This window comes from Pseudomonas oleovorans subsp. oleovorans (assembly GCF_002197815.1).
Taxonomy (GTDB): domain Bacteria; phylum Pseudomonadota; class Gammaproteobacteria; order Pseudomonadales; family Pseudomonadaceae; genus Aquipseudomonas; species Aquipseudomonas oleovorans.
Genome location: NZ_NIUB01000031.1, coordinates 28,769 through 45,969 on the forward strand (window position 1 = coordinate 28,769; position 17,201 = coordinate 45,969).

Consider the following 17,201-nt stretch of genomic DNA (forward strand, 5'->3'; position numbering starts at 1 on the left):
GAAATACAACTCTAATAAAGCTGGGTGACTCAAATGTCCGAACTGCATCAACAAGACCTTGGTGTGGAAGCCCCCTACTGGCCGGTGGGGCCATTCAAGGTGCGTCTGCCTTTCATTCATTACCGCTTTGAAATCTCCGACTACATGCAGGGCCTGCTCATGTGCGCGGTGGATCTGGCGGCGATTCCGCTGATGACCGAATTCCTCGGCATGCCCTTCGAGGTGGCGCTGGCAGTGGTCATGCTCAATGGCCTGCTGTACTTGACTCACCATTTGCTGGGCGATCCGGTCGTTCCGGGCTGGATCACCCCGGCGATCCCACTGCTGATGGCCTACTGCAGCCAGTTCCCGGAGGGCCCGGAGCGGGTGCATGCGCTGATTGCCTTCCAGTTGATGCTGGGGATATTTTCCATCGGCCTGGGCATGACCGGCATGGCGCGCAAGGTGGTGTCGCTGGTGCCTTCCGCGCTCAAGGCCGGCATCATCATGGGCGCCGGCCTCAGTGCGGTGGTGACGGTGTTCAAGGAAGGCGGCCGTTTCGATGCCTTCCCCTGGACCATTTCCATTGCCATCGGCATCGCCTTTTACCTGGTGTTTTCCATCCATTTCCAGGAGCTGAAGAAGCGCAACCGCTTCTGGTGGAACTTCGCCAAGCTGGGCATCTTCCCGATCATCCTGCTGGCGGTGATCGTCGCGCCGATCTTCGGTGAGGCGCCGTGGCCGAGCATCGAGTGGGGCTTCAGCCAGCCGGACTTCGTCACCCTGTTCAACGAATACACGGTGTTCGGTCTGGGCATGCCGCCGCTGATGATGTTCATCACCGCCATTCCCACCGTGTTCGCCGCCTATCTGGTGGTGTTCGGCGACGTGCTCGGCGCCAAGGCGATCCTCGGCGAAGCCGACCATGTGCGCCGTGACGAGAAGGTCGACTTCAACCCCGACCGCTCGCACCTGATCTTCGGTGGGCGCAATGCCTTCATGAGCATCTTCGGGCCGGACGTGGCCATGTGTGGTCCGCAGTGGTCCGCCATGCAGGTGGTGATCACCGAACGCTTCAAGGGTGGCGCCAAGGCGATGAAATCCATCTACGGCGGCGTCGGCTCGTTCCGTTGGGGCACCAACACCGGTCTGCTGCTGTTGCCGGTGGTGACCCTGGTGCAGCCGATTCTCGGTGTGGCGCTGGCGCTGACCCTGCTGATCCAGGGCTACGTCAGCGTGCGCCTGGGCATCATGGAGGCGCGCAGCCAGCGTGACCTGGGCATTGCCGGCGTGATCGGCGCGGTACTGGCGATCAAGGGTGCCGGCTGGGCATTCGCCATCGGCCTGGGACTGTGCCTGCTGATCTACGGCACCCGTTTCTTCCGTGGCGAGAACGACCAGACCTTCACCAAGGATCTGCCGCCGGCCGAGTGATTCCTTTCGATTGAATATGTCAGTTGGGCGCCGAGTGCGCTCAACTGCAGGAGCGACTTATGCAACTCAACGATCCCGATCTGCTGCGCCACCAGGCCTATATCGACGGCAAGTGGTGCGATGCACCCGATGGGAGTGCCACGGAAATCTTCAACCCGGCCAATGACCAATCGCTGGGTTTCGTGCCCAACCTGGGCGCCGACGAAACCCGCCGCGCCATCGAGGCCGCCCAGGCTGCTCAGCCGGCCTGGCGCGCACTGACCGCCAAGGAGCGCGCCGCACGTCTGCGCAAATGGTACGAGTTGATGCTGGCCAATCAGGAAGATCTGGCGCGGATCATGACGGCCGAGCAGGGTAAGCCGCTGACCGAGGCGCGCGGTGAGGTGCTTTACGCGGCATCCTTCATCGAATGGTTCGCCGAGGAAGCCAAGCGCGTCTACGGCGACACCATCCCAGGCCACCAGCCGGACAAGCGCCTGATCGTGACCAAGGAGCCCATTGGCGTGACCGCGGCGATCACGCCCTGGAACTTCCCGGCGGCGATGATCACCCGCAAGGCCGGTCCGGCGCTGGCCGCTGGCTGCGCCATGGTGCTCAAGCCGGCGCCGCAGACACCGTTCAGTGCCCTGGCGCTGGCTGTGCTGGCCGAGCGCGCGGGCATCCCGGCCGGGCTGTTCAGCGTACTGCCGGCCGATGCCGAGCGTTCCCGCGAAGTCGGCGCTGAGCTGTGCGCCAACCCCATCGTGCGCAAGTTGTCGTTCACCGGCTCCACCGGCGTTGGCATCAAGCTGATGGAGCAATGCGCTCCGACCCTGAAGAAACTTTCGCTGGAGCTGGGCGGCAATGCGCCGTTCATCGTCTTCGAGGATGCCGATCTCGACGCAGCGGTCGAAGGCGCGCTGGTGGCCAAGTACCGCAACGCCGGGCAGACCTGCGTCTGCGCCAATCGCCTGTATGTACACGAGGCCGTCTACGATGCCTTTGCCGAAAAGCTGGCTGCGGCCGTGGCCAAACTGCGGGTTGGCCCGGGTGATGAAGCAGGCGTCGTCATTGGGCCGTTGATCGACGGTAATGCCGTGGCCAAGGTGCAGGCGCATCTGGCCGATGCGCTGGAGAAGGGCGCCAAGGTGCTGCAGGGCGGCAAGGCGCATGAGCTGGGCGGGCACTTTTTCGAGCCGACGGTCATCACCGACGTCACCCCTGATATGCGTGTGGCCCGTGAAGAAACCTTCGGTCCGCTGGCGCCACTGTTCCGCTTCAACGACGAAGCCGAGGTGGTACGCCAGGCCAACGACACCGAGTTCGGCCTGGCCGGCTACTTCTATACCCGCGACTTGGGGCGCACCTTCCGTGTCGCCGAAGCGCTGGAGTACGGCATGGTCGGCATCAACACCGGGCTGATCTCCAACGAGGTAGCGCCATTCGGTGGCATGAAAGCCTCCGGCCTCGGTCGTGAAGGCTCCAAATACGGCTTGGATGAGTACCTGGAGATCAAGTACCTCTGCCTCGGCGGTATCTGAATCAGGTCGCTATTGTGGGAGGGGCTTTAGCCGCGACTGGCTTGGCACAAGGCCAGACGCTCGCCGCTGAAGCGCCTCCCACTGTCTCCTGCGCTTGTCGATCAAGGGCGCCACAGCCGTTACAATGCGCGCCACCGTGATCCAGCACTACGAACCGTTTGCGATCTGCTGCGCGTCGGCCAGCCGTCGTTAAAAACAGGCTCGGAATGCTCATTTACTTCAGTAAACTCCGCTTGATTCGCTGCGCTCCCCCTACGGGCCAGCCTGCGGCTGTTACTTCACTTCGTTACGTTCTCGCCAGTTTTTGCCTAGCCCGGCTCTAGCTCGCGAGATCCCAAATCGGTTCTCAGAGGTGCGCCATGCAACCCTTCGCCATCGCCCCGTCGATCCTTTCCGCTGACTTCGCCCGCCTGGGTGAAGAAGTGGACAACGTACTCGCCGCCGGTGCGGACATCGTCCACTTCGATGTCATGGACAACCACTACGTGCCCAACCTGACCATCGGCCCGATGGTCTGCTCGGCGCTGCGCAAGTACGGCATCACCGCGCCGATCGACGCACACCTGATGGTCAAGCCGGTGGATCGCATCATCGGCGACTTCATCGAGGCCGGCGCCTCGTACATCACCTTCCACCCGGAAGCCTCCGAGCACATCGACCGTTCGTTGCAACTGATCAAGGCCGGCGGCGCCAAGGCGGGTCTGGTGTTCAATCCGGCCACCCCGCTGGACGTGCTCAAGTACGTGATGGACAAGGTCGACATGATCCTGCTGATGAGCGTCAACCCCGGCTTTGGCGGGCAGAAGTTCATTCCCGGCACCCTCGACAAGCTGCGTGAGGCGCGCGCGCTGATCGACGCCAGCGGTCGCGAGATCCGCCTGGAGATCGACGGCGGCGTCAACGTGCAGAACATCCGCGAGATCGCCGAAGCGGGCGCCGACACCTTCGTCGCCGGCTCGGCGATCTTCAACCAGCCTGACTACAAGGCGGTGATCGACGCCATGCGTGCCGAGCTGGCCCAGGTGCGTGGATGAAACCGCTGCGCGCGCTGTGCGCCGGTGAGCTGCCGCGCCTGGTGATGTTCGACCTGGACGGCACGCTGATTGACTCGGTGCCCGATCTGGCCGCAGCGGTCGACCGCATGCTAGCAGAGCTGGAGCGCCCGCCGGCTGGCGTTGAAAAGGTCCGTGACTGGGTCGGCAATGGCGCACGGGTGTTGGTGCGCCGTGCCCTGGCCGGTGGTCTGGATCACGCCGCCGTGGGTGACGCCGAGACGGAAGAGGCACTGGCGCGCTTTCTCGATATCTATGCCGACTGCCACAACCTGACCGCGCTCTATCCCGGTGTGCACGAGCTGCTCGAGGCGCTCAGCACTGCAGCCGTGGAACTGGCGGTGGTGACCAACAAGCCGGAGCGCTTCGTCGCGCCGCTGCTGGAGCAGGTTGGCCTGGGCGGCTATTTCCGCTGGATCATCGGCGGCGATACCTTGCCGCAACAGAAGCCGGACCCGGCGGCGTTGTTGCAGGTGATGCGCTTGGCTGATGTCACCGCGGCGCAATCGCTGTTCATCGGCGACTCGCGCAACGACGTGCTGGCCGCGCGCGCTGCGGGCGTACCGTGCATCGCAGTGAGCTATGGCTACAACCATGGCCGGCCGATTGCCGAGGAAGAGCCGAGTCTGGTGGTTCATAGCCTGGCTGAGTTGCTGTAATCGCATTTGTGCGTAGGAGCCCGCTTGCGGGCGATGATTCGGTTGATCGCCCGCAAGCGGGCTCCTACGGGTTGCTTAGCCTGAGCGGCTGCGCTACCTTGGTCGCTCTCCCTATTCCCCGCCTGTCGAGATCGCACCGTGGTGGTCAGCTGCAAACTCTGGATGAAAGTGATCAAGGCTCTGGCCCGTTGGCGCTGGCGCGCCTGATCCCGTCCTGCCGCCGCTGCGCGGCCCGTTTGCACCCGACCGTTTACCCCGAGCCATGAGGCTGATCATGACCCATGAAGAATTCCTGCGTTTAGCCGCTGAAGGCTACAACCGCATTCCGCTTGCCTGCGAAACCATCGCCGACTTCGACACGCCGCTGTCGATCTACCTGAAACTGGCCGATGCGCCCAACTCCTACCTGCTTGAATCGGTGCAGGGCGGCGAGAAATGGGGCCGGTACTCGATCATTGGTCTGCCGGCGCGCACCGTGCTGCGTGTGCACGGTCATGACGTGGTGATCACCACCGACGGCGTCGAGGTCGAGCGTCACGAGTGCGCCGATCCGCTGGCCTTCGTCGAGCAGTTCAAGGCGCGCTACAAGGTGCCGACCATCGCCGGGTTGCCGCGTTTCAATGGTGGCCTGGTCGGTTACTTCGCCTATGACAGCGTGCGTTACGTCGAGCCCAAGCTGGCTGCCGGGGGGAACCCCGATGCGCTGGGCACGCCGGACATTCTGCTCAACGTCTCCGATGCCGTGGTGGTGTTCGACAACCTGGCGGGCAAGATGCACGCCATCGTGCTGGCTGACCCGGCCGAGGCGGACGCCTTCGAGCGTGGCCAGGCGCAACTGCAGGAAATCCTGCATAAGCTGCGTCAGCCGTTCACACCGCGTCTGGGTGTGGATCTGAACAAGCCGGCAGGCGAGGAGCCAGCGTTTCGCTCCAGCTTCAGCCGCGAGGATTACGAACGCTCGGTCAGCGCCATCAAGGACTACATCCTGGCCGGTGACTGCATGCAGGTGGTGATTTCCCAGCGCATGTCGATTCCGTTCAAAGCGGCGCCCATTGATCTGTACCGCGCGCTGCGCTGCATCAATCCGACGCCTTACATGTACTTCTTCAACTTCGGCGACTTCCACGTGGTGGGTTCGTCGCCCGAAGTGCTGGTGCGCGTCGAGGACAACCTGGTCACCGTGCGGCCCATCGCCGGCACCCGCCCGCGTGGCGCTACCGAGGAGCAGGACCTGGCGCTGGAACAGGACCTGCTGGCCGATGCCAAGGAAGTTGCCGAGCACCTGATGCTCATCGACCTGGGCCGCAACGACACTGGCCGCGTCTCGGAAATCGGCTCGGTGAAACTGACCGAGAAGATGGTCATCGAGCGCTACTCCAACGTCATGCACATCGTTTCCAACGTCACCGGCGAGCTGAAACAGGGCCTGACCTCGATGGACGCCTTGCGCGCCATTCTGCCGGCCGGCACGCTGTCCGGTGCGCCGAAGATCCGCGCAATGGAAATCATCGACGAGCTGGAGCCGGTCAAACGCGGCGTCTACGGCGGTGCAGTCGGCTACTACGCCTGGAACGGCAATATGGACACGGCGATTGCTATTCGTACCGCCGTGATCAAGGACGGCGAGCTGCACGTCCAGGCCGGCGCCGGCATCGTCGCTGACTCGGTGCCAGCCCTTGAGTGGGAAGAAACTCTGAACAAGCGCCGCGCCATGTTCAAGGCCGTGGCGCTGGCGGAGCAGGGTTCGCGCTGATCGTAGCGGATAGCAAGAAGGGCAGCTTAGGCTGCCCTTCTTGTATTCGATTTCCTGGTATAGCTGCGCTCTACGCCAGTTCGTAGGGCGGACTCAGGAGCGTAGCGAACAGTCCGCCAAATCATGCCAATCCTGGCACAAGGGTAACGGCGTACTGCTTCGCGAGTACGCCCTACCGTGTTGGACATCCCTGTCCGTTCCTCACAAAGTCGCGGCGCCTTGCTCAGCCCTCCAGCCTGGCCAGCGCCGCCCCCGCATTCAGATAGGCGCCAGCCTGTTCACGAATACGCAAGGTGCCATCCGCTGGCGCGGTGACTTGGGTTTCCATCTTCATGGCTTCCATGACCGCGATCACTTCGCCGGCTTTCACCTGAGCGCCGTCCTCGGCCAGCCAGGCGTGCAAGTTGCCGGAGATCGGCGCGCTGATCAGGCCTTCTTCGGCGACAGGCGCAGCGGCCTGTGGTGCCGTCTGGGCGCTGCCGCCCAACGGCGCCAGGCCTTGCAGCAGGGCGCTGGGTAGGCCCAGTTCATGGCGCTTGCCGTCGATCTCGATAAAGGTGCGCAGCACCGTATCGCCAGCAGCCGGCAAGGTGCGCGGTGCCAGGGTGATCTGCTCGGCGAAGTCGGTCTCGATCCAGCGCGTGTGCACGGCGAAGTGCCCACCGGTGAAATCGTCGTGATCCATCACCGCGCGGTGGAAGGGCAGCACCGAGGCGATACCCTCGATCTGGAGCTCGGCCAGGGCGCGGCGCGCGCGGGCGATGGCCTGTTCGCGGGTGGCGCCGGTGACGATCAGCTTGGCCATCATCGAGTCGAAGGTGCCAGGCACCATCGAGCCGCTTTCCACGCCGCTGTCCAGGCGCACACCGGGGCCGCTCGGGGCGCGGAATTCGCTGATCTTGCCGGGGGTGGGCAGAAAGCCCTTGCCGGCGTCTTCGGCGTTGATACGAAACTCGAAGCTGTGGCCGCGTGGCGTCGGTGTTTCACTGAACGACAGCGGCAGGCCGTCGGCAATGCGCAATTGCTCGATGACCAGATCGACGCCGGCGGTTTCCTCGGTGACCGGGTGTTCGACCTGCAGGCGGGTGTTCACCTCCAGGAATGACAGTGTGCCATCAGCGCTGAGCAGGTATTCCACGGTGCCGGCGCCGACATAGCCGGCCTTCGCACAGATGGCGTGGGCGGACTGGTGAATGCGCTGGCGCTGCTCATCGGTGATGAAAGGCGCCGGGGCTTCTTCCACCAGCTTCTGGTTGCGGCGTTGCAGCGAGCAGTCGCGGGTGCCGACCACCACCACGTTGCCGTGGCTATCGGCGATCACCTGGGCTTCGATATGCCGTGGGCGGTCGAGGAACTGCTCGACGAAGCATTCGCCGCGCCCGAAGGCGGCTTCGGCTTCACGAACCGCCGAGGCATACAGTTCGGCCACTTCGTCCATGCGCCAGGCGACCTTCATGCCGCGTCCGCCGCCGCCGAATGCGGCCTTGATGGCGATCGGCAGGCCATGCTGTTCGGCGAAGGCCAGCACCTCGGCGGCGCTCTGCACCGGGCCGGGCGTGCCGGCCACCAGGGGCGCGCCGACCTGCTGGGCGAGCTTGCGAGCTTCGACCTTGTCGCCGAGCACATCGATGGTTTCCGGGTTCGGGCCGATCCAGATCAGCCCTGCGCCTTGTACGGCGCGGGCGAAGTCGGCACGCTCGGAGAGAAAGCCGTAGCCGGGGTGCACAGCATCGGCACCGGCGCGCTTGGCGATGGCCAGCAGCTTGTCGATGTTCAGGTAGGTGTCGGCCGGGCGCTCGCCGTCCAGCCCATAGGCTTCGTCGGCCTGGCGCACATGCAGGGCGTCGATATCGGCATTGGCGTACACGGCCACGGAGGCTACACCGTAATCACGGCAGGCGCGGGCGATACGCACGGCGATTTCACCACGGTTGGCGATCAGGACTTTTTTCATGGTTGGTTCTTCGCATCGGCAGTGAGATGGGAGGCGTCGGGCTCGAGTTCGGCGAACGCCTCGATCGGGTTGAAGCGGATCTGCGCGTTGATCGGGATTTGCCCGGCCAGATCCAAGTGGTGGCTGGCCACGGCGGCAATCACCGGGTAGCCGCCGGTCAGCGGGTGGTCGGCGAGAAACAGCACCGGCTGGCCGCTCGCGGGCACCTGTATGGCGCCCAGTGAAGTGCCTTCGCTGGGCAGTTCGTCATGCTTACAGCGCTCCAGCGGCACCTCGCCTTCCAGGCGAATGCCGACCCGGTTGGATTGCGGGGTGACGCGCCACAGCTGGCTGCTCAGGCGTTCGATGGCCGCCGGGGTGAACCAGTCGCTGCGCGGCCCCATCACCACATCCAGAGTGATGATGTCCTTGGCGGTGGGCAGCTCGAAAGCCGGGCCTTCACTCGTCGATACGCTGCAACCGGCGCTGATTGCCTCGAAACCCAGCCGGTCTCCAGCTTTCAGCGGCGGCGGGCCGACCTGGGCCAGGCTGTCGTAGGACAGGCTGCCCAGCACCGGCGCCACGGCAAAGCCGCCGCGAATCGCCAGGTAACTGCGCAGCCCGGCCTGGGGCGCGCCGAGGCTGACGCGGTCGCCGTCGTCCAGTTCGATGGGCTGGTAATTACCGGGCTGCCATTGCAGGCCGCTGGCAGTGGTGACGGTGATGGGCGTTTGCGCGCCGGTAATGGCGATGAGCGTGCGACCGTGGCAGAGGAAGCTCAGACCGCCGAGCACCACTTCCAGGCAGGCGCAGGCCGAGTCATTGCCCACTGTGCGATTGGCCGCGCGTAGGGCACCGCGATCCAGGGCGCCGGACATCGACACGCCCTGGTCGGTATGACCTGCGCGGCCAAGATCCTGCAGCACCGTTTGCAGGCCGGGGCTGAGAATTTCAAGATGGGCACCGGCCGGCGGCTTGCTGGCTGTCGTTTGTTTATGGGCGGGCAGACCACCTGCCGGCAGCGGGCCGGCATCCACAAAACGCACCTTGTAGCCAGGGCGCAGCAGAGCCGGCTCGTCGCGCTGCAAATCCCACATCTGCAACGGTGTGACGCCGATGATCTGCCAGCCACCGGGGGTGGCCTTGGGATACACGCCGCTGAAGTTGCCCGCGAGGGCCACGGCGCCGGCTGGAATGCGCGTGCGCGGCGTCTGCCGGCGCGGCACCTGGAAGTCGGCGCCGCCGGTCAGGTAGCCGAAGCCGGGGGCGAAGCCGCAGAAGGCCACTTCGTAATCGGCGCTGGTGTGGCGGCGTACCACTTCCTCACGGCTGATGCCCAGCAAGCTGGCCACTTCGTCGAGGTCTTCGCCGTTGTAATGCACGGGAATTTCAACGCGGCGGCTCTCGCGGGTGCTGCGCTGGCTCAGGTCGCGGCGGGCGATGTCATCGATCAACGCCTGGCGGTCGATAGCGCTGGGCCGGTACTGGATCAGCAGCGTCCGCGCCGCCGGGACGACTTCCTCGACCCCGGCGATAGGCTCGGCCTGCAGCGCGTCGAACAGCGCCAGGGTTTCGTCGAGATCCTGCAGTTCGACGAGCAGCGTATCGAGGTTGGCTGGGAGAAAACGCACGGGCTTGTCCTATACGTGGTACGTGCTGTCAGGCACGTCAGTGATGAACATATGGCCCGGCGAATGGGTGATCGCGAAAGGCACGCCGGAGGCCATGACCGCCGCCTGGGGCGTCACGCCGCAGGCCCAGAACACCGGCACTTCGCCGGGCTCGATGCGCACCGCATCGCCGAAATCCGGCGCCTGCAGGTCTTTGATGCCGAGCCGATCCGGCTCGCCGATATGCACCGGTGCGCCGTGCACCGAAGGATAACGCCCGGAAATGCCGGCCGCCTCGGCCACGCGATCCGCCGGGATCGGCCGCATCGACACGACCATCTCGCCATGCAGGCGACCCGCCGGACGGCAGGCACGGTTGGTACGGTACATCGGTACGTTGCAGCCATCTGCTATGTGCCGCACCTCGATGCCGGCCTCCTGCAGGCCGGTCTCGAAGGTGAAGCTGCAGCCAATCAGGAAGGTCACCATGTCGGCGTGTTCCGCCCAGGCGGCGGTAGCGTCGCTGACTTCCTCGGCCAGCTTGCCATCGCGCCAGATGCGGTACAGCGGCAGGTCGGTGCGCAGGTCGGCGCCTTCTGCCAGTACCGTGTGCGGGCTGCCGGCGTCGGTCACGTCGAGTACCGGGCAGGCCTTGGGGTTGCGCTGGGCGTAGAGCAGAAAGTCATAGGCCCAGTCGCGGGGCAGGGCGATCAGGTTGGCCTGGGTCATGCCCGGTGCCACGCCGGCAGAGGGAGTGACCAGGCCGTTGCGGTAGCGGATACGGGCTTCGCGCGCGGCGGCGATGGCGGCTTGCTGCGCTCGTTGGATGGCATTCATTGGGCGGCTCCGGCGAAGGATTGCAGGGATACGCCGGATTGCTCCAGCAACTGGCGCACCTCGCGGGCCATCTGGATGGCACCGGGGCTGTCGCCGTGCACGCAGATCGAGTCGGCGTCGATATGGGTGGTGCTGCCGTCGATGGCTTCCACCGTGCCGGTCTGCACCAAGCGCAGCATGCGCTGGGCCACCTGCTCGGCGTCATGCAGCACGGCACCGGGTTCGCGGCGCGAGACCAGGGTGCCCTGCGGCGTGTAGGCACGGTCGGCGAAGGCCTCGGCGATGCAGGTCAGGCCTTCGCCACGGGCCAGCTCGACCAGCGGCGAGCCAGCCAGGGCGACCAGCACCAGGCGTGCATCGACGGCGCGGATCGCCTCGATCACCGCCAGAGCCTGGCGCGTGTCGTGGGCGATGGTGTTGTACAGCGCGCCATGGGGCTTCACGTAGCGCACCGATGTACCGGCGGCAGTGGCCAGGGCCTGCAGGGCGCCGATCTGGTAGATCACGTCGGCAGTCAGATCAAAGCTGGCGATATCCATGTTGCGGCGGCCGAAGCCGACCAGGTCCGGGTAGGCGACATGGGCGCCAATGGTCACGCCCTTGGCCGCTGCGGCCCTGAGGGTACGCAGGATGCCGGCCGGGTCGCCGGCGTGGAAACCACAGGCGACGTTGGCGCTGGTGACGATGTCGAGCATTGCGGCATCGTCGCCCATGCACCACTGGCCGAAGCTCTCGCCCAGGTCGCTGTTGAGGTCGATGGTTGGCATGTTGGGTCTCCTGGAGTCAGGCCACGTTGAGGAAGGCGAAAATCGGGCCGACCGATTTGACCGCCATGTACCAGGTCAGGATGCAGGTAACGGCACCCAGGGTCAGCAGCCAGCGTGGATAGTGGTAGCCGCCCATCAGGTCGGATCGACGCCAGCCGACGTAGACGAAGATGCTCAGGCCAATCGGCAGAATCAGGCCGTTGAAGCCGCCAGCGAACACCAGCAGAGCGGCTGGCGCAGTGCCCAGCATGAGATAAGCGCTCAGCGACAGAGCAATGAACAACACCGTAGCGCGGTTACGCCCACGTTCGCTGATGCCAGGCATGAAGGCGGTGATGAAGGACATTGAGGTATAGGCCGCGCCGATCACGCTGGTGATGGCCGCAGCCCAGAGCACCAGGCCGAAAGCGCGCAGGCCGAGTTGGCCCGCCGCCGCCTGGAAGGCTTGTGCCGCCGGGTTGGCGCCCTGGCCTGAGGTGTCAATCACCACGCCGCTGGCAGCTACGCCGAGAATCGCCAGGAACAGGATGTAGCGCATTACGCCGGTGACCGCGATACCGCTCAGCGCTGCCTTGGTAACTTCCTTCACATGCTCCTCGCCGACCAGGCCGCGATCCAGCAGGCGGTGTGCGCCGGCGTAGGTGATATAGCCGCCCACAGTGCCGCCGACGATGGTGGTGATGGTGGCGAAGTTGATCGTGTCCGGCCACACAGTTTGGCGCAACGCTTCGCCCAGGGGCGGATTGGAGGCGATGGCGACGAACAGGGTGAGCAGGATCATCAGCAGGCCCAGCACCACGATCAGACGGTCAACTGCGATGCCTGCGCGCTTGGACAGGAAGATACCGATGGCGACGAGCGCACTGAGGCCGCCGCCCCATTTCGGATCCAGCCCCATCAGCGCATTCAGGCCCAGGCCGGCACCAGCGATGTTGCCGACGTTGAACACCAGCCCGCCGAAGATCACCAGCACCGCCAGCACATAGCCGCTACCGGGAATTGCCGCGTTGGCCAGGTCCGAGGCGCGCATGCGGGTCAGGGTGACGATACGCCAGACGTTCAGCTGGACAACGAAGTCGATGAGGATCGAAGCAAGGATGCCGAAGGCAAAGGCGGCGCCCATGGTTGCTGTGAAGGTGGCGGTCTGGGTGATGAAGCCTGGGCCAATGGCCGAAGTGGCCATGAGGAAAATGGCCGCGATCAATGATGAGCGGCGTGAGCGGGCGAAGTCAGCGGTGGTCTGGGCTTGCATGGGGCGCTCCTGGATGGGGGAGGATCTGTTGTCCATGACAAGGCAATCACTGTGCCAAGACCCTTCGAGTCGGGCTGTATTGTTGGTTAATGCTGAGCATATTGTTCAACAATAAATATTTTATGGTTCATCAATATGCACTGTTTTGTTACCTAATTACCCGATTGTGTTCCATTGCTGTGCAACTGGTGACACCCGGCAGCGCTTGCTTCGGGGGGCGGACTCATGGAGCATCTGCGAGCCCGGCAGCCCCACCAAGCACAATGGATGGAACGATGAGCAAAGACATGCCCGACAACCCGCGCACTCTTGGCGAAACAGTGACGGCCGAAATCCGCCGCAAGCTGGTCGATGGTGAGCTGGTGCCTGGTCAGCGCCTGTCAGAGGCTGCGCTGAGTGAAAGCCTGGATATTTCTCGCAATACCCTGCGCGAAGCTTTCCGTGTGCTGACCCAGGAAGGTCTGCTCAAGCACGAGCCCAATCGTGGAGTGTTCGTCGCCATACCGGATATGGCCTCGATCATCGATATATACCGAGTGCGCCGGTTCATCGAATGTCAGGCACTGGCTCAGGCCTACCCCAAACATCCCGCCGTGCAGCGCATGGCACAGGCCGTGGCCGCAGCCGAACGTTGCCGTGAGGCGCAGGACTGGAGCGGCGCGGGGACCGCCAACATGGCGTTTCACGCCGCCATCGTCGAACTGGCCGACAGTGAGCGCCTCAATACCTTCTATGCCCATCTGTCCGCCGAGCTGCGCCTGGCCTTCGGTCTGCTCAACGATGCCGAGCTCCTTCATTCGCCCTACATCGACATGAATGCGGCAATTCTCCAGCGCCTCGAAGCCGGTCAGGTTCAGGAGGCTGCGCAGGCGCTTGATGCCTACCTGGTGCAGTCCGAACGCACCGTGCTGGCTGCTTATGCGCGTCGCGTACGTTGAACCGCCGTTCACGGTTGCGCCTGGCCATGAGCTGGGCTACTGTGCGGCAATCGTGAAGCGAGATACCCCTGTGACCTTCAGCAGCACCCTTCTGATGCGTCTCCTCAAGGCCCTGGCCCGTTGGCGCTGGCGCGCCTGACCTTTCCCTTGCCGGCCCGGCCGGTTCGTTATCGTTCGCTCCCGTTGTTTCCCCTGTCGTCGAGCCGTGCTCGGGCGTGAAACCTGTTCTTCGGGGCTACCAAGGCAGTACATCAAGAGGCAATGCATACCATGCTGCTGATGATCGACAACTACGATTCCTTTACCTACAACGTCGTGCAGTACCTGGGTGAGCTGGGCGCTGATGTGCACGTGATTCGCAACGATGAATTGACCGTCGCTGAGATCGAAGCGCTCAAGCCCGAGCGCATCGTCGTCTCCCCCGGCCCCTGTACGCCGACCGAAGCGGGGGTGTCCATCGAGGCCATCCTGCATTTCGCCGGCAAGCTGCCGATCCTCGGCGTCTGCCTGGGCCATCAGAGCATCGGCCAGGCCTATGGCGGCGACGTGGTGCGCGCGCGCCAGGTGATGCATGGCAAGACCAGCCCGGTGTTCCATGAGAACAAAGGCGTGTTCGCCGGTCTGAACAACCCACTCACCGTGACCCGCTATCATTCCCTGGTGGTCAAGCGCGAAACCCTGCCGGATTGTCTGGAAATCACCGCCTGGGCCCAGCATGAAGATGGCTCGGTCGACGAGATCATGGGCCTGCGCCACAAGACCCTGAACATCGAGGGCGTGCAGTTCCACCCCGAGTCCATCCTCACCGAGCAGGGTCACGAACTGTTCGCCAACTTCCTCAAGCAGACCGGAGGCGTGCGCGCATGAATATCAAGGAAGCCCTGGGCCGCATCGTCGCCCAGCTCGATCTGACCACCGAGGAAATGCAGGCGGTCATGCGCGAGATCATGACCGGCCAGTGCACCGACGCGCAGATCGGCGCCTTTCTCATGGGCATGCGCATGAAGAGCGAGACCATTGACGAGATCGTCGGTGCCGCCAGCGTCATGCGTGAGCTGGCCTCGCCGGTGAAGATCGACGCCGAGCGGCTGGTCGACACCTGCGGCACCGGTGGCGATGGCATGAACATCTTCAACGTCTCCACTGCGGCGGCTTTCGTCGTCGCTGCGGCCGGTGGCAAGGTGGCCAAGCACGGCAACCGCGCAGTCTCCGGCAAGAGTGGCAGCGCCGATCTGCTGGAAGCCGCCGGCGTCTACCTGGGGCTCAAGCCGGAGCAGGTCGCGCGCTGCGTCGAGAGTGTGGGCGTCGGCTTCATGTTCGCGCCGTCTCATCACGGGGCGATGAAGCACGCCATCGGCCCGCGCCGCGAGCTGGGCCTGCGCACCATCTTCAACATGCTTGGCCCGATGACCAACCCGGCAGGCGCCAAGCATCAGGTCATCGGCGTGTTCAGCCAGGCGCTGTGCCGGCCGATGGCCGAAGTGCTGCAGCGTCTGGGCAGCGAGCACGTGCTGGTGGTGCACGCGCAGGACGGCCTGGACGAGGTCAGCCTGGCCGCGCCGACCTTCGTCGCCGAGCTGAAGAATGGCGTGGTCAGCGAGTACCGCATCCAGCCTGAGGATTTCGCTATCAAGAGTCAGAGCTTGATCGGCCTGACCGTCGACAACGCCGAGCAGTCGCTGGCGCTGATCCATGATGCCCTCGGCCGGCGCAAGACCGACAACGGTCAGAAGGCCGCCGATATGATCGTGCTTAATGCTGGCGCAGCGCTCTACGCTGCGGATCATGCCAGCAGCCTGCGCGAAGGTATGCAGCTGGCCCATGACGCCCTGCACACCGGCCAGGCGCGTGAGAAGCTGGAGGAGCTGGTGTCCTTTACTGCGGTATTCAAACAGGAGAACGAAGGGTGAGCGTACCAACCGTACTGGAGAAGATCGTCGCCCGTAAGTTCGAGGAAGTGGCGGCGCGGCGCGCCCAGGTCAGCCTGGCCGAAGTCGAGGCTGCTGCACGCAGTGCCGACGCACCGCGAGGCTTCGCCCGCGCACTGCTCGAGCAGGCGGCGCGCAAGCAGCCGGCGGTGATCGCCGAGATCAAGAAGGCCTCGCCGAGCAAGGGTGTGCTGCGCGCCGACTTCGTCCCGGCAGATATCGCCCGCAGCTACGAGGCCGGTGGCGCCACCTGCCTGTCGGTGCTGACCGATATCGATTTCTTCCAGGGCGCCGATCAGTACCTGCAACAGGCCCGCGCCGCCTGTGCGCTGCCGGTGATCCGCAAGGACTTCATGGTCGATCCGTACCAGATCGTCGAAGCGCGCGCACTGGGCGCCGACTGCGTGCTGCTGATCGTGTCCTGCCTGGATGACGTGCGCATGGCCGAGCTGGCTTCGGTGGCCAAGGACGTCGGCCTTGACGTGCTGGTCGAGGTGCATGACGGCGCCGAGCTGGAGCGGGCGCTGAATACGTTGGACACACCACTGGTGGGGATCAACAACCGCAACCTGCACACCTTCGATGTCAGCCTGGAAACCACCCTCGACCTGCTGCCGCGTATTCCGCGTGACCGTTTGGTGGTGACCGAGAGCGGCATTCTCAATCACGCCGATGTCGAGCTGATGGAGATCAACGAGGTCTATGCCTTTCTGGTCGGTGAGGCCTTTATGCGCGCCGAGAGCCCGGGCGGCGAATTGCAGCGTCTGTTCTTTCCCGAACGCGGCCGGCCTGCAGTAATCGGCGCGGACCCGGAATAACGCGCATGAAAAAGCCGGCAATCAAGCCGGCTTTTTCTATTGGGGCCGTTCAGCGCGTGCCGAAGACCACCATGGTCTTGCCTTTGACGTGTACCAGGCCCTGTTCTTCCAAAGACTTGAGTACACGGCCGACCATCTCGCGCGAGCAACCGACGATGCGGCCGATTTCCTGGCGGGTGATCTTGATCTGCATGCCATCCGGATGGGTCATGGCATCTGGCTGCTTGCACAGGTCGAGCAGGGTGCGCGCGACGCGGCCGGTGACGTCGAGGAAGGCCAGATCGCCGACCTTGCGCGTGGTATTGCGCAAACGTTCGGCCATCTGGCTGCCCAGGGCGAAGAGAATGTCCGGATCCTGCTGGGTCAGTTCGCGGAACTTGGCGTAGCTGATTTCCGCGACTTCGCATTCGGTCTTGGCGCGGACCCAGGCGCTGCGTTCCTTCTCTGAACCATCTTTCTCGAACAGGCCCATCTCGCCGAAAAAGTCGCCAGAGTTGAGATAGGCGATGATCATTTCACGGCCATCGTCATCCTCGATCAGGATGGTGACCGAGCCCTTGACGATGAAGAACAAGGTTTCGCAGCGATCACCTGCGTAGATGATGGTGCTTTTGGCGGTGTAACGACGGCGATGACAGTGCGCGAGAAGCTTGTCGAGATTCTTGATTTTTGGTGTAAGGGTAATAGCAACCATGCCCGAGTCCCGAATATGAAAAGTGAA

General features: G+C 64.2%; 15 protein-coding genes. 9 read left to right on the forward strand and 6 right to left on the reverse strand.

The genetic code is table 11. From position 1 onward, the window contains the following. The first annotated feature begins 33 nt into the window (after positions 1-33). From PSOLE_RS17245 to trpE, 5 genes are all read left to right on the forward strand, one after another. The gene (locus tag PSOLE_RS17245; protein WP_074858678.1) at positions 34-1,413 is read left to right on the forward strand and encodes a hypothetical protein; all 1,380 of its coding nucleotides are present in this window, start codon (positions 34-36) and stop codon (positions 1,411-1,413) included. Positions 1,414-1,472: 59 nt separating this feature from the next. Beyond that, positions 1,473-2,933, forward strand: coding sequence for an NADP-dependent succinate-semialdehyde dehydrogenase (gene gabD, locus PSOLE_RS17250; RefSeq protein ID WP_003463511.1), 1,461 nt, complete (start codon positions 1,473-1,475; stop codon positions 2,931-2,933). Between the two features lie 359 nt (positions 2,934-3,292). Beyond that, entirely contained in the window at positions 3,293-3,967 is a 675-nt protein-coding gene (gene rpe, locus PSOLE_RS17255; protein ID WP_013717380.1) for a ribulose-phosphate 3-epimerase, read from the forward strand. Further along, complete coding sequence (locus PSOLE_RS17260) at positions 3,964-4,644, forward strand: phosphoglycolate phosphatase (protein ID WP_074858675.1); 681 nt, start codon at positions 3,964-3,966, stop codon at positions 4,642-4,644. The genes rpe and PSOLE_RS17260 overlap by 4 nt, the downstream gene beginning before the upstream one ends. A gap of 274 nt (positions 4,645-4,918) precedes the next feature. Beyond that, complete coding sequence (trpE, locus tag PSOLE_RS17265; RefSeq protein ID WP_074858672.1) at positions 4,919-6,397, forward strand: anthranilate synthase component I; 1,479 nt, start codon at positions 4,919-4,921, stop codon at positions 6,395-6,397. Positions 6,398-6,620: 223 nt separating this feature from the next. On the opposite strand, the gene PSOLE_RS17270 is transcribed toward trpE, so the two are convergent. From PSOLE_RS17270 to PSOLE_RS17290, 5 genes are read right to left on the reverse strand one after another with little or no spacing between them, the layout of a single operon-like run. Then, the gene (locus PSOLE_RS17270; RefSeq protein ID WP_074858671.1) at positions 6,621-8,351 is read right to left on the reverse strand and encodes an acetyl/propionyl/methylcrotonyl-CoA carboxylase subunit alpha; all 1,731 of its coding nucleotides are present in this window, start codon (positions 8,349-8,351) and stop codon (positions 6,621-6,623) included. After that, the gene (locus PSOLE_RS17275; protein ID WP_074858669.1) at positions 8,348-9,961 is read right to left on the reverse strand and encodes a 5-oxoprolinase subunit B/C family protein; all 1,614 of its coding nucleotides are present in this window, start codon (positions 9,959-9,961) and stop codon (positions 8,348-8,350) included. The genes PSOLE_RS17270 and PSOLE_RS17275 overlap by 4 nt, the downstream gene beginning before the upstream one ends. A 9-nt stretch (positions 9,962-9,970) precedes the next feature. Then, entirely contained in the window at positions 9,971-10,777 is an 807-nt protein-coding gene (locus PSOLE_RS17280; RefSeq protein WP_074858666.1) for a putative hydro-lyase, read from the reverse strand. After that, a complete protein-coding gene (locus PSOLE_RS17285; RefSeq protein WP_003463498.1) occupies positions 10,774-11,544 on the reverse strand; it encodes a LamB/YcsF family protein in 771 nt (256 codons plus the stop codon). The genes PSOLE_RS17280 and PSOLE_RS17285 overlap by 4 nt, the downstream gene beginning before the upstream one ends. Positions 11,545-11,560: 16 nt before the next feature. Next, positions 11,561-12,796 (reverse strand): NRAMP family divalent metal transporter, encoded by a 1,236-nt coding sequence (locus PSOLE_RS17290; protein WP_074858664.1) that lies wholly within the window; start codon positions 12,794-12,796, stop codon positions 11,561-11,563. Between the two features lie 275 nt (positions 12,797-13,071). Here PSOLE_RS17290 and PSOLE_RS17295 point away from each other — a divergent pair, with 275 nt between their 5' ends. From PSOLE_RS17295 to trpC, 4 genes are all read left to right on the forward strand, one after another. Further along, complete coding sequence (locus tag PSOLE_RS17295; protein ID WP_039965204.1) at positions 13,072-13,734, forward strand: GntR family transcriptional regulator; 663 nt, start codon at positions 13,072-13,074, stop codon at positions 13,732-13,734. 270 nt (positions 13,735-14,004) lie between these two features. After that, positions 14,005-14,601, forward strand: a complete 597-nt coding sequence (locus tag PSOLE_RS17300) for an aminodeoxychorismate/anthranilate synthase component II (protein ID WP_074858729.1) — start codon at positions 14,005-14,007, stop codon at positions 14,599-14,601. After that, on the forward strand, positions 14,598-15,644 hold the full coding sequence (gene trpD / locus PSOLE_RS17305) for an anthranilate phosphoribosyltransferase (RefSeq protein WP_074858662.1): 1,047 nt from the start codon (positions 14,598-14,600) through the stop codon (positions 15,642-15,644). The genes PSOLE_RS17300 and trpD overlap by 4 nt, the downstream gene beginning before the upstream one ends. Then, on the forward strand, positions 15,641-16,480 hold the full coding sequence (gene trpC / locus PSOLE_RS17310; RefSeq protein WP_074858659.1) for an indole-3-glycerol phosphate synthase TrpC: 840 nt from the start codon (positions 15,641-15,643) through the stop codon (positions 16,478-16,480). The genes trpD and trpC overlap by 4 nt, the downstream gene beginning before the upstream one ends. A 49-nt stretch (positions 16,481-16,529) precedes the next feature. Here trpC and crp read toward each other — a convergent pair whose 3' ends face one another. After that, positions 16,530-17,174 (reverse strand): cAMP-activated global transcriptional regulator CRP, encoded by a 645-nt coding sequence (crp, locus tag PSOLE_RS17315; protein WP_055985421.1) that lies wholly within the window; start codon positions 17,172-17,174, stop codon positions 16,530-16,532. Positions 17,175-17,201: the final 27 nt, after the last annotated feature.

Coding starts and splice junctions, on each gene's coding strand:
- PSOLE_RS17245 (WP_074858678.1), top strand. CDS start 34: ATGTCCGAACTGCATCAACAAGACCTTGGTGTGGAAGCCCCCTACTGG.
- gabD (WP_003463511.1), top strand. CDS start 1,473: ATGCAACTCAACGATCCCGATCTGCTGCGCCACCAGGCCTATATCGAC.
- rpe (WP_013717380.1), top strand. CDS start 3,293: ATGCAACCCTTCGCCATCGCCCCGTCGATCCTTTCCGCTGACTTCGCC.
- PSOLE_RS17260 (WP_074858675.1), top strand. CDS start 3,964: ATGAAACCGCTGCGCGCGCTGTGCGCCGGTGAGCTGCCGCGCCTGGTG.
- trpE (WP_074858672.1), top strand. CDS start 4,919: ATGACCCATGAAGAATTCCTGCGTTTAGCCGCTGAAGGCTACAACCGC.
- PSOLE_RS17270 (WP_074858671.1), bottom strand. CDS start 8,351: ATGAAAAAAGTCCTGATCGCCAACCGTGGTGAAATCGCCGTGCGTATC.
- PSOLE_RS17280 (WP_074858666.1), bottom strand. CDS start 10,777: ATGAATGCCATCCAACGAGCGCAGCAAGCCGCCATCGCCGCCGCGCGC.
- PSOLE_RS17285 (WP_003463498.1), bottom strand. CDS start 11,544: ATGCCAACCATCGACCTCAACAGCGACCTGGGCGAGAGCTTCGGCCAG.
- PSOLE_RS17290 (WP_074858664.1), bottom strand. CDS start 12,796: ATGCAAGCCCAGACCACCGCTGACTTCGCCCGCTCACGCCGCTCATCA.
- PSOLE_RS17295 (WP_039965204.1), top strand. CDS start 13,072: ATGAGCAAAGACATGCCCGACAACCCGCGCACTCTTGGCGAAACAGTG.
- PSOLE_RS17300 (WP_074858729.1), top strand. CDS start 14,005: ATGCTGCTGATGATCGACAACTACGATTCCTTTACCTACAACGTCGTG.
- trpD (WP_074858662.1), top strand. CDS start 14,598: ATGAATATCAAGGAAGCCCTGGGCCGCATCGTCGCCCAGCTCGATCTG.
- crp (WP_055985421.1), bottom strand. CDS start 17,174: ATGGTTGCTATTACCCTTACACCAAAAATCAAGAATCTCGACAAGCTT.